Raw genomic sequence first — 12,163 nt, 5'->3', positions numbered from 1 at the left:
AAATTAAATATAATAAGAGAATGAAAAAAGAATTAATTAGTTTAAATGGCTACGATAAAATCCTTAAAGAGTTTAAAGATTTACTTCAAAACCAAAAACCTTACTGGGTAAAAGAAAAACAAATAGCAGCCCAACATGGGGACAGAAGTGAAAATGCAGAATATATTAGTGCAAAAGAACAAATAAGAAATATAGATAAGAGATTGAGATTTTTGGATAAAATTATAAATAATTCAGAGGTAATTGATATTACAACACTAAATCATCAAAAAGTAAACTTTGGTTCACATGTAAAGCTTCTTGATTTGGAAAACAATGAAACAAAAGAGTTTACAATAGTGGGAACATATGAGACAAATCCTAGTGCAAATAGAATTTCAATAAAATCACCCTTAGGGAAAGCACTTTTTGGCAAAAGCATAGATGATGAATTTGAATTTAGTATAAACTCAAAAATTTTTGAGTATGAAATAATAGAGATAAAAATGGCAAGTTTATCATAAGGTAGATAATGAATATAGAAGAGTTAAAATTAATTATAAAAAATAATCTAAATAATAAAACAGATGAAGTTAAAAGAGTTTTTCATGGTAGAGGTAATTTTTATAGGGCTTACAACTTTTTAACAATTGATTCAATTGATAAGATTTTATATGTAAGTTTATTTGAGAAAATTCCTTTAGGATTAGAAGAAGATTTAAAAAAGCTTTTTTTAGAAATCTATGAGGAGTATGAATTTGAAACTCTTTTACTTCAAAAAAGATTTTTGTCTAATTCTCCTATTGAACTTATAAAAGGAGAGTTAAAAGAAGACTCTTTTACTCTTGAGAATGACTTGAAATATACTTTAAACTTCAAAAACAAAAATATAGGCTTATTTTTTGATATGAAAAAAGGTCGTGAGTTCATTTCTTCTATTTGTGAAAATAAAAATGTCTTAAACCTTTTTTCTTATACTTGTGCTTTTTCTGTTGTAGCAAGTAAGTCAAAAGCTTCAAAGGTAGTAAATGTTGATATGTCAAAAGGCGCTTTAAGTCAAGGGCGTAAAAATCATCATATAAATAATTTGGATACTAAAAATATTAAGTTTATGCCATATAATATTTTGAAATCTTGGAGTAGAATAAGAAAAGATGGACCCTATGATATTATCATTATTGATCCACCAAGCTTTCAAAAAGGAAGTTTTGCAGCTACAAAAGATTATGAAAAGATTATAAAAAAACTTGATGAACTAGCAAATGATGAGTGTGTTGTTTTAGCTTGTTTAAATGCCCCAGAACTTGATGTTCAATTTTTAAAAGATATATTTTCAAAAAATGCAAGAAGTTTCCAGTATGTAAAAAGATTAAGTAATTTAGATACTTTTCCAAGTAGTGATGAAGAAAGAAGTCTTAAAAATTTAGTTTTTAAAAAATGATTTATCTCATATAAGTCATATACTTAATATACTCTTATACAATCTTTTTATAAAATTCATTTACATTTTATAAGAAAGAAGAGTTATGGTTGAAAAAAATAGATGGCTTATGGCATTAAGTGCTGTGGGTGTACATATTTGTATTGGGTCTGTATATGCTTGGAGTGTATATGTAAATCCAATACAAGAGCAAATGTCTTGGACATTAACTGATGTTACAATTGCATTTAGTATTGCAATTTTCTTTTTAGGATTATCAGCAGCACTTATGGGGAAGTTTGTTGAGAAAAATGGTCCTAGAGTATCTGCAATTATTGCAGCATCACTTTTTGGTTTAGGAACAGCTGGTTCTGGTTTAGCAATTTTGATGGAGTCAAAACTGCTTTTATACTTTTTTTATGGAGTTTTAGGTGGATGTGGATTAGGAATAGGGTATATTTCACCTGTATCAACTTTAGTAAAATGGTTCCCTGATAAAAGAGGTATGGCTACAGGTTTAGCAATAATGGGATTTGGTTTTGCTTCTGCTGTTTGGGGGCCTACTATTAAAATCTTGATTGAAAAAGTTGGAATTTCTGGAACATTCTTTATTTTAGGGGCTATTTATTTTGTAGTGATGTTTGCTTCTGCACTGTATTTAGAAAAGCCAGAAGAGAATTATCTTCCTAAAAAGTTTAAAAAGAAACTAAAAGAGGGTAAAAAGAAATTAAAAGAAGATTTATCATTATTGACATTAAATGAAGCTATTAAAACACCAAGATTTTATGGTCTTTGGATAATGCTATTTATCAATGTAACATGTGGTATTGCACTAATTGGTGTTGCTTCACCCTTGCTTCAAGAAGTTATAGGTATTTCAGCAATAGCAGCAGCTGCTGCTGTTGGACTTATGGGAATATTTAATGGTGCAGGAAGAATTGTATGGGCCTCATTATCTGATTATTTAACAAGACCTGTTGTTTATATAATCTTCTTTTTAACACAAGCAATTGCATTTTATGTACTTCCTTCAATTACTGAGATAGTTATTTTCCAAGTGATTATTTACTTTATTATGAGCTGTTATGGTGGAGGTTTTGCTTCAATACCTGCTTATATTGGAGATATTTTTGGAACAAAAGAATTAGGTGCTATTCATGGTTATATACTTACAGCTTGGGCAGCAGCAGGATTAGTTGGTCCTTTAATTATCTCACTTGTAAAAGACTCAACAGGGTCTTATTCTCAAACACTATATGTTTTTGCTGGATTCTTTGTACTTGCTTTTATAGTTTCAATATTAATGCTTATAAATATTAAAACTATTGAAAAAAAGAAAAAACAAAAGAATTAATACTTAAAAATTAACTCTATGATATAATAGAAATATTATATTTATAGGGTTAATTATGCTTATTGAGATTATTCTCTTTTCATTTATTGCGGGTATCACTGTATTTTTAGGTGGTTTAATCTCATACTTTTTTGAAAAAACTATTACAAATAGAGTCGTAAAAAGAAAAATAGTTCATTTTTTGACGGCTTTTGTAACTGGTATTATGTTGTCTGCTGTAGCATTTGTTTTAATTCCAAAGGGTATGGAAGGTTTAAATATTGGCTCTAGTGTAGTTATATTTTTATTAGGGGCACTTACATTTTACTACTTAGATAGTTTTATTGAAAAGAATAGTGCTAATATTCCTCAGGTTTTAGCAATGCTTTTAGACTTTATTCCTGAATCAATAGCTTTAGGAGCACTATTTGTATATGATCATAATGTAGGTGTGCTACTTGCTATTTTTATTGCATTTCAAAATTTCCCTGAATCTTTTAATTCTTATATTGAATTAAGAAATTCTCATTTTTCTAAATATAAGTCTTTAGTTATACTTTTTTGTTTGAGTTTTATAGGGCTTATTTTTTCTTTATTGGGATACTATTTATTAAAAGATACTTATGAGATAACATCTGCTTTAATGATATTTGCAGCAGGTGGAATACTTTATTTGATTTTTCAAGATATAGCTCCATCAATTAGAATTAAAAATAGTAGATTTTTGGCAATGGGAGTTAATTTAGGTTTTGTTATAGGAATGTTGAGTGAAGCACTAGTTTAGTGCTTCTTTTTATTTAGATTGAAACTCTAAAGCTGGTCTTCCCATATGATAACCTTGACAGTAATCTATATTTAAAGTATCTAAGGTTTCAACTATCTCCTGATTTTCTACAAACTCAGCAATTGTTTTGACATTTAATTCTTGTGCAAGTGTTGAAATACTATTTACAAAGGCTTTATCTTTTTCATCTTTATTGATATTGATAATAAAATCTCCATCAATTTTAAGATAATCAATAGGAAACTTCTTAATATAATGAAATGAAGAAAATCCAGAACCAAAGTCATCAATAGCAAACTTATATCCCTCAGCTTTTAGATTTTGTACAAATCTTTCTAATAGTGAGAAGTTTTTAACAGTTTCTCTTTCTGTGATTTCAAAAACAATATGATCTTTTTGTATTTCGTACTCTTTTACTAAATCATTTATTTTATTTATAAAATCACCTACTATTAGGGATTTGGGAGATAAATTTATAAATAATAAGCCTTTATAATTAGTCTTCTTTATTTGCTCAAAGGCTTTTTCTATAACTATTAAATCCATTTTATTGATTAGGCCTCTAGCTTCGGCAATTTCTATAAACTCATATGCTGAAATGATTTTATCTTCATGTTTTATTCTCATTAGTAGTTCATGAATTATTACATCATTCTCATTACTTGGGCTTGGTTTTATAGGTTGAAAATAAGGGTATATTTGATTGTTTTCAATTGCATTTAAAAGAAGTAGTGACTTTTCTTGATTTTGTTTAAGCACATAAGTAATATCTTCTTGAGTTGGAAGTTTTACAAGGTTTTTACCTTCTTCTTTTGCTTGATACATCATATGATCAGCAATAATAAACATCTCTTTTTGTGACATGGTATGAGTAGGATAAACACATATCCCTGTTGATATAGTAAGTCCAATTTTTGTTCCATCAGGAGTTTCTAATTTTGTATTATCAATCTCTTTTGATATTCTATTTGCAACTGTTTGAGCCCCATTTTCATCACACTCAGGAAGAATAATAGTAAACTCATCGCCACCATATCTTGCAACTATATCTTCATCTCTTTTGTGGGTTTCTAATATATCAGCAATTGTTTGTAAGAACTTATCTCCAAAGCTATGTCCATGATTGTCGTTTATATGTTTGAAGTTGTCACAATCTATAATCATTAAAGCAAAAGAGTAATTATGTCTTTTTGCTCTTTTAATTTCATATGACATCATGTCATTAAAAACTCTTTGATTAAATAAATCAGTTAAAGGATCTCTTGCTGCATAATACTCTAAATCTTGTGTATATTTATGAATAGCTTTTACAGAACCAACTAAGTTTGCCATAGTTGTTAAAATAGAGTCAATAACTATATATCTTACAGGATCAACTGTTAATGCTGATTGAAGACCAATTCCTACAATTCCACCAATTTTAGGACTCTCTAAGAAAAGTGATTTTGACCTGTATTCTATATCTTCTTTTTTTAGGTTTACAAGTTTTTCATGTCTATTTGCAATAATATGTTTTATTTTAAAATCACTCATGCCTTTAAAATGTTCAGACTCTTTTAGCATATTTTCTACATACTCTTCAAAGACTACTTTAACATCTTCCTGGGGAATTGCAAGCCAAAAAATATCAACTTCAAATTGATCATCACCAACTCTAAACATTGTCATTAAAGTATAGGTTTCCATGATTTTATTTATTTCTAAAAGTAAATCACTTATATATTCTCTCCAATCTTTTACAACATCTGATGTTATGATAAATTTATCAAGCAATTTAATCTCAAACTCTAAAAGCTCTTTATCCACAGCTACATTTTTTAATTTATCAGCCATTCCATTAACATTTACAATAATTTCATTGAATTCTTTGAAGTATAGGTCTATATTTTTAGAGTCAAATTTCTTAAAATCATCAATTGAGTTGATGTTTTCTACTTTTTCTTTAAATAAGTCTAAACTTTTAGATATTTTTTTACTTGTATATCTTGAAGATATAAAAGCTGAAATATAAAATATAGGAATGATTATCAAGAAAAATATGATATATTGAAACTTTGATTCATAAAAAATATCACTTAAGTCTTGTGTAACTTCCACAACACCTAATGTATCACCTTCTTTTACATTTGTATGACACTGCATACACTCTTGATTTGCCTTAAGTGGTAAAATATTTCTTACGATATTGTTTTCAAAAGACTTTATTTCATCTTGATTTGAGTTTAATACATCTAGTAATATTTGATCTTTTGGATTCTCTTTAATCTCTCCAAATAAATCTTTTACACTTTGGGCTCTATATATATTTATTTCATAGTTACTATTTTTGAAGTTCTCTTCAAGGGATTTTGTAAATAGGTTTAAATCTTCTCTACTCCATCCTTTTCTCATTATTTGATACATAGATGAAAATACTTGGTTCGAAATAGTATTTGACTGTTTTAATGCTTCTTCTTTTGTTAAAGTAGTGTGTAAGTAAGTACTAAATATAAAGCATATTATAAATATAATGGAAACTAAGAGAATTTTACTTGAAAATATATAGTTTTTGAAAGTTTTTTGCATAAGGAACCTTATTTTACAAAGATTTTATATTGTAACCTATTAATATTTAAAATATTATTTTAAAATTTAATAATAACCATGTAAAATAAGATTTAAAGGAATATAACTAGATAAATAACAGAATTTAAATATTTCTTACATCTATAAAATCACCACTTGTAAACTTATCAATATTTATAACTAGGTCATGAAGTCTTTGAGCTGCTTCTTCTGGCTTTTGAATATGTGATTCTTTTAATCTTTTTGCTGATGGAAACTCTTCATCATTTATATCAAATCTTATATAATCAGTCATTGGTGTTTCAATAACTCCAGGTGCAACTGCTAATAGTTTTGTATTTAATAACTCTTTAGCATAAAGATTTATAAGCATATTAACTCCTGCTTTTGATAGTGAGTATGAAGCCCAACCTTTTGAGCCATTTACAGAAGCTCCTGAAGAAATAGCAATAATATTATTTACATTAATAGTTGAAAATATATCTAAAAGCTCTTTATTTGCATATACATTTAGCTCATAAACTTCTTTTAATTGTGGCACTTCTAAATCAATTGAAGCTTTAATCTCTCCTAGCATTCCAGCATTTAAATATACTGTTTCAATATCATGTATATTTTGAATAAACTCTTGAAGTGAAGGTTTAATTTGTTCAATATTAGCTAAATCAAACTCTTTATAAATAAAATTATCATTTTGTATTTCAGGTTTTGTTCTACTAATTCCATAAACTTTGAAACCTTTTTGTAGATACAAGTTAGTAAGGGCTAAACCAAGACCAGAACTACATCCTGTGATTAAAATATTTTTTGACATTAAGTACCTTTTATGTGTATTATTTAGTGTATTATATTATGTTAATCTTTATTAAAATCTATTTAGATATAATAATTTCAACTTAAAAAGGAAATAAGTTTATTATAGACTTAAAGACAATTGCATCAATTTAAAATTACACAAAAAATAAAAAATTTAGATATATCAAATATTAAAGACAATCTTTTTCACTACTCTTATGATAGTAAGAGCTTAAGGGCATTATTTAAAAAAAATATATCAGAAGATGACCCTTCTTACATATCAGCATATGGAAGTTTTAGAGGAGAGGTTTACGAGAACATAGTTTATGAATTGCTAATGGAGTTTGCCCAAACAGAAGAGCTTATAACTAGGTTTGTGGTAAAAGGTCCATATCAAGACAAAGAAAACAAATACATTAAAAGTGGACTTTTAATAGATAGAAGTTCTCAAATAGTATATAAGTCAGCATATAAAGATATAAGTGAATTTGATGCACTATTTTTTACAAAAGATTCTGTTTATTTTGTAGAAATGAGTACATCTAAAAAAACTTCAAGTTTAAATAAAAGACTTGCAAAAAAATATGCCTTACTTAAAATGATTTTTCCTACTTTGCAAATAAGAGCTTTAATAGTTTTAACTCAAGGTTCTATTGGAATTAGAAACTTTCCAGATTATGCAACTGTATGGGTTACAAAAGATTTATCAGATGAAGATTTAATCAAAAAGATTATCTTTTCAAAAAGAAATAAAAAAAATATAAAAACTCTAAAGCCACCAGTTCATAAAAAGTTTATTGAGGCTTTAAGTGTTAGATACAAAAAATTTCAGTACTTCCCAACTTTAGAGTGGATTTTGACAAAGTCAAGATCAAATCCTAAATTTATTGTTGATTTGAAGTTCTTTTCTTCTTACAAACTTGGACTTTATTTTGATATTTATACTAAGCTTTATATTGGTTATATAAATAGTGAAGATTTTGCAGTTTTATATCCTACGTTTAATATGAGTGTTAGAGATGACAGAGTTATAGTAACAATTGAAAAAGTGAATCAAACTCAATTAGATATTGTTTACTATGCTAAACTTACAAATGGTGTATTAAAAAGAATAAGACTTATGGAAGATGGTGAAGCATCTATAAAAGATAAAGAACCAGATGGCTTTACAAATGCAGAAGTTAGGTTTTTCATGAAAGTTTTAGAAGATAAGCATAAGCTTTATGTAAAAAATATTAATTTCATAAAAGATAAACTTTTCTTAATCAAAGAATAAAAAGCTTTTACATTCTATATAAAAGCTTTTTTTGAATTCTATCGTATCTATAAATATCATTTCTAAACTGTAATTTACCGTTTTCATCAACCCAAGATGTAAGATATACCATATGTACAGGTATTTGCTTTTTTAAGTCGATTGATTTTTTATCAATTTGCGTTAATACTTCTTTTGCTTCATCAAAATCAAAATTATTATCTTCTTTCGATATTGCTTCTAAAAGTTTTTTAGGTTCAGCTAATCTAACACAACCGTGAGAATATGCTCTTTTTGTATAGTTAAAGTATTTTTTAGCAGGAGAGTCATGTAAATAAACAGAATATCTATTTGGAAACATGAACTTCATTCTACCAAGTGGATTTGTATTACTTGGAACTTGAATAAATCTATATTTTATTTGCTCTTGCATAACTTCTTGATTTTGAACAATTGTTTCATCTTCAAGATTTATTTCTTCTATATCTTTATTTTCTTCTTTTGGTAACATAGCTTTAATATCTATTTCATTTAACTCATATGTATCTGATTTATAATCCCAATTCTCGTGAATATTGATACCTTTTTCTTTTAAGTAATTAGGGTTTTTCAGAACTTTTGGAATAAGCTCTTTTTCCACAATACTTTCAGGAATTTTCCAATAAGGATTTAAAACTACATAAGATACTCTATTAGAAAAAATCGGAGTAGGGTGTTTTCTTTTTCCTACTACTATATTCATATCTAAAGCAACTTCATTGTTTTTGTACATTCTTAGTTTATATTCAGGAATATTTACAAGTAAAAACTTCTCTCCTAGAGTTCTTGGCATCCATCTCATTCGCTCTAAGTTTAGTCTCATTTTTACAAGTTTTTTTTCAACAGACATATTTAGAGCTCTTCTAGTTTGAGCCCCCACTATTCCATCTGCTACTAAACCATGATTTTTTTGAAAAGACATAACCCCTTCTTTGACATTTTTATCAAAAACATTGTAGCAATCATTTTCTATAATATTTGAATTTTGATTGCTAATCATATTTTCATTTAAACTATCATCTGTATGATTGTTTTTTGCTATTGTATTAGTTACTAGATTCTCAGTATGTATTATGACTTCACATTCATTCTTCACTAAATCATTACTTTGTAATAGCCTTTGTCTTAAAATATTTACTGCTTTACTATTTGAACCTTCTTTTAAAACTTTAAATTTAGGAAGTTTTACATAACCACCAGCTTGTGCTAGTTGTTCAAACTCTTTTATTTTATCTTCTAATTGTCTTGCTTGAGGAAAAGTATAATTTACAGCATCAAAAGCCACAGATAAATCATCTTTTTCTAAAGCTTCTTTTAAAAGTTTGATTTTGTTTTTTCTAATATTGTATTTTTCCCATCCCACATGAATGTCATCTTTTTCTTCAAGTTTTTTAATTGTTGCTTTAAAACCTTTCCAATTTATATATCCACTTCCAAGATATGACATATATTTACTATAAATACTAACAAGCATAAAATCAATTTTTGCCATACTCTCAATATATTTTTCAGGTCTTTTATCTAGTTTGTCTAGTTTTTTTATAAGACGACTAAATCTAAATATTTTCTCAACCTCAGGCTTTAAAACAGGGTCTGTTTTAATTGTTTTAAAAAGATTAGTAGCTATATCTTTTATTCCATTTTCATCAACCCAAATTAGTTGGTAATCAAACTGTTTGTAGTATTTTCTTAAAGAGTGCCTTGATAGAAACATTGTTTTTGTTTTTTTATTTTTTAATAGGTTTTTAATAGTTTCTTGACTTTTTTCTTTAAAAGTGGCTTCTTTTATCTCTTCTATTTGAGTGTCATTTTTGTTGATATTTTCATTTGCATAAGAGCTTATATTAAGCAATACAAAAAGTGTAAGTAAAATTTTAAACATAATTAATCGTATAATCCTTTTGAGTTATTAAATTATATACAAATATATCTTTAATTGCTATGTAACTTACTGCAATTTACTTGATATTCTACCATTTTATTAAAAGGTTGCAAAAACATGTTTAAATCACTAGCTTCAATATTCTCTAAGCTTTGTTTATTTAGCTCTTGAAGTAAACAAAAAGTCGATTCAATTGTTGACAAACAGTAGTCCTTAGGTTGTGCTTTAATTTTAAAATTTGATTTTAAATCATGTTCAAAACTAAGTTTTGGAATATTCTGTAAATTAGAACTTGATTTTAACATTTTTTTAGAACAAGGCCATGTTGAATCAAGTATAAATATTAGAAGTTTTTTATTTTCATTTATAATCTCTTTATTTATTTTAATGCTATTTTCATCTGGGTATAAAAGATAGGGGCTGTATATTTTGCTATTTATTAATTCATTTACTCTATTGTTTTCAGAAAAATCAACACCAATTATTATTTCACAGTTTTTAATAGAGTTTTTAGTCATATACCCTGTACCATTTTTTGTTTTTTTAAACTCTTTTGGATGCATAAGTATTACAAATTTTGTATTTGTATCAAGGGGAGTTTTAATATTTTTACAGCTACATGAGCTTTTTGGACGAAAACACTTATAACACTTTTTAAATTCTTGTTTGTTCATTAATTTTAATCTTTAATTTTTTATAGAATTATAGTTAAATACTTATTATATTTATTGTAATTTTTGCTAAATTGAATATAATTGCAAAAATTTAATATAAAAGTGAATACATGATAATACTAGAAGCAGTAGGAGCCATCTTTTCTATAATAGGTGCATATCTTATGTCCAGAAGTACAAAGGCTGATACACGACCTATTTATTGGGGTTTTGTTAGTTTTTTTATCTCAAATTTAGCCCTTTTAACTTTCTTTACTTTAAATGGAAAAGTTCCTGTGATTATTCAAATGATACTCTTTTTTGTAACAGCAGTTTTAGGTATTTATAAATTAACAAATGAAAGAAAAAGAGATGTTTCTTTAATTAGTATAATTTTATTTGTTTATCTTTTTATTTTATATTTAAAAGTTCTTCCAAATATGTCAAATATTGATTTTACTGTATTACCTGTAGATTTAATAGCATCAGCTATTGCCATATACGGAAGCTTTTTATTATCAAGTAAGAATCATAAAACAAGAGGAATAGCGTTCATTTGTTTTTTTCTTGCAGATGTGATATTTGTTTACATTGGTTACGTAAATGCCTTTTATTTCTTTATGGTTCAATCGATTTTCTATTTATACACAAGTGCAAAAGGGTATGCAAATACCATGAAAGAGGAGATTGAAGAGTTTAAAGGTTCTTTAAGAAAAAAATAAGAATTGTAAAAGTATAATATAGTATCATAAAGGATACATAATGTACGGTTTAGGACTAGATCAATTAAGTTTGAATCTTAATAATTTTAATGAAAAGAACACAACTTTACTTGATAATAAAGATATTACAGCTTCTAATTATATTGATGAAGTAAGCGAAAGCAAACTTCATAATGCTGCTGTATCAATTTCTATATCAACACATAATATCCAAAACTATTTAAATGTAAAAAGTGCAGAATTTTCGAAAGGAAATACAAACGCACAACAAGTTTTATCAAATCTTGAAGTAGGGAAGGTTGACTATGTTAACTTTTTTGAAGGTAGAAAATTTGAAAAAACTTTAACATTAGAAGAGATGGGTTATACAGGAAAGCCTATCTCTCAACTTTCAAAAGAAGAAGCAAAAGAATTACTTTCAAATGAAGGGTTTTTTGGTTCAGAAGAGACTTCAAAAAGATTAGTTAAATTTGTTGAGGACTTAACAGGAAATGAACCACAAGCTTTAAAAGAGTCAAGACAGGGAATCGAAGATGGTTTCTTTGAAGCACAAAAACTTTTTCAGCAAGAATTACCTAATGTTTCAAAAGAAACAGAATCAAAAACACTTGATATAATTGATAAAAAAATCCAAGAGATGCTAAAAACTGATTTTCAAAAAGAACTTGAATCAAAACACTTAGAGAACTAAAATATCTTTTAAATATTTAATTTGTTATTATTAGCTAAAAAT

Annotated in this window: 11 protein-coding genes; 7 read left to right on the top strand and 4 right to left on the bottom strand. The window is 26.7% G+C overall.

What is annotated here, in order from left to right:
- Window positions 1-20: 20 nt before the first annotated feature.
- The 4 genes from NJU99_RS09545 to NJU99_RS09530 all read left to right on the top strand — a co-directional run bounded on the left by NJU99_RS09545 (window position 21) and on the right by NJU99_RS09530 (window position 3,516).
- A complete protein-coding gene (locus NJU99_RS09545; RefSeq protein WP_254575689.1) occupies window positions 21-503 on the top strand; it encodes a GreA/GreB family elongation factor in 483 nt (160 codons plus the stop codon).
- An 8-nt stretch (window positions 504-511) separates the two neighbouring features.
- Window positions 512-1,420 carry a class I SAM-dependent methyltransferase gene (locus NJU99_RS09540; protein WP_254575688.1) on the top strand — a complete coding sequence of 303 codons (909 nt, stop codon included), beginning with the start codon at window positions 512-514 and terminating at the stop codon, window positions 1,418-1,420.
- Window positions 1,421-1,505: 85 nt separating this feature from the next.
- Entirely contained in the window at window positions 1,506-2,753 is a 1,248-nt protein-coding gene (locus NJU99_RS09535) for an L-lactate MFS transporter (protein ID WP_254575687.1), read from the top strand.
- A gap of 55 nt (window positions 2,754-2,808) precedes the next feature.
- A complete protein-coding gene (locus NJU99_RS09530; RefSeq protein ID WP_254575686.1) occupies window positions 2,809-3,516 on the top strand; it encodes a ZIP family metal transporter in 708 nt (235 codons plus the stop codon).
- Window positions 3,517-3,525: 9 nt separating this feature from the next.
- Here the strand turns inward: NJU99_RS09530 and NJU99_RS09525 are convergent, their stop codons facing one another.
- Both NJU99_RS09525 and NJU99_RS09520 read right to left on the bottom strand, forming a co-directional pair.
- Window positions 3,526-6,081 carry a putative bifunctional diguanylate cyclase/phosphodiesterase gene (locus NJU99_RS09525; protein WP_254575685.1) on the bottom strand — a complete coding sequence of 852 codons (2,556 nt, stop codon included), beginning with the start codon at window positions 6,079-6,081 and terminating at the stop codon, window positions 3,526-3,528.
- Between the two features lie 124 nt (window positions 6,082-6,205).
- Window positions 6,206-6,895: an SDR family NAD(P)-dependent oxidoreductase gene (locus NJU99_RS09520; RefSeq protein WP_254575684.1), complete on the bottom strand. Its 690-nt coding sequence runs from the start codon at window positions 6,893-6,895 to the stop codon at window positions 6,206-6,208.
- A 120-nt stretch (window positions 6,896-7,015) separates the two neighbouring features.
- Here NJU99_RS09520 and NJU99_RS09515 point away from each other — a divergent pair, with 120 nt between their 5' ends.
- On the top strand, window positions 7,016-8,155 hold the full coding sequence (locus NJU99_RS09515; protein WP_254575683.1) for a hypothetical protein: 1,140 nt from the start codon (window positions 7,016-7,018) through the stop codon (window positions 8,153-8,155).
- Window positions 8,156-8,162: 7 nt separating this feature from the next.
- Here NJU99_RS09515 and NJU99_RS09510 read toward each other — a convergent pair whose 3' ends face one another.
- The gene (locus NJU99_RS09510; RefSeq protein WP_254575682.1) at window positions 8,163-10,055 is read right to left on the bottom strand and encodes a L,D-transpeptidase family protein; all 1,893 of its coding nucleotides are present in this window, start codon (window positions 10,053-10,055) and stop codon (window positions 8,163-8,165) included.
- 50 nt (window positions 10,056-10,105) lie between these two features.
- Window positions 10,106-10,729 carry a tRNA-uridine aminocarboxypropyltransferase gene (locus NJU99_RS09505; RefSeq protein WP_254575681.1) on the bottom strand — a complete coding sequence of 208 codons (624 nt, stop codon included), beginning with the start codon at window positions 10,727-10,729 and terminating at the stop codon, window positions 10,106-10,108.
- 110 nt (window positions 10,730-10,839) lie between these two features.
- On the opposite strand from NJU99_RS09505, the gene NJU99_RS09500 reads away from it, so the two are divergent.
- The gene (locus NJU99_RS09500; RefSeq protein ID WP_254575680.1) at window positions 10,840-11,430 is read left to right on the top strand and encodes a nicotinamide mononucleotide transporter family protein; all 591 of its coding nucleotides are present in this window, start codon (window positions 10,840-10,842) and stop codon (window positions 11,428-11,430) included.
- A gap of 40 nt (window positions 11,431-11,470) precedes the next feature.
- Window positions 11,471-12,121, top strand: a complete 651-nt coding sequence (locus tag NJU99_RS09495) for a hypothetical protein (protein WP_254575679.1) — start codon at window positions 11,471-11,473, stop codon at window positions 12,119-12,121.
- Window positions 12,122-12,163 lie beyond the last annotated feature (42 nt).

Origin of the sequence: Arcobacter roscoffensis (assembly GCF_024267655.1) — a bacterium.
Taxonomy (GTDB): Bacteria; Campylobacterota; Campylobacteria; order Campylobacterales; family Arcobacteraceae; genus Arcobacter_B; species Arcobacter_B roscoffensis.
Note: the sequence above shows the minus strand (reverse complement) of the source record. Positions and strands in the feature narration are given on the sequence as shown.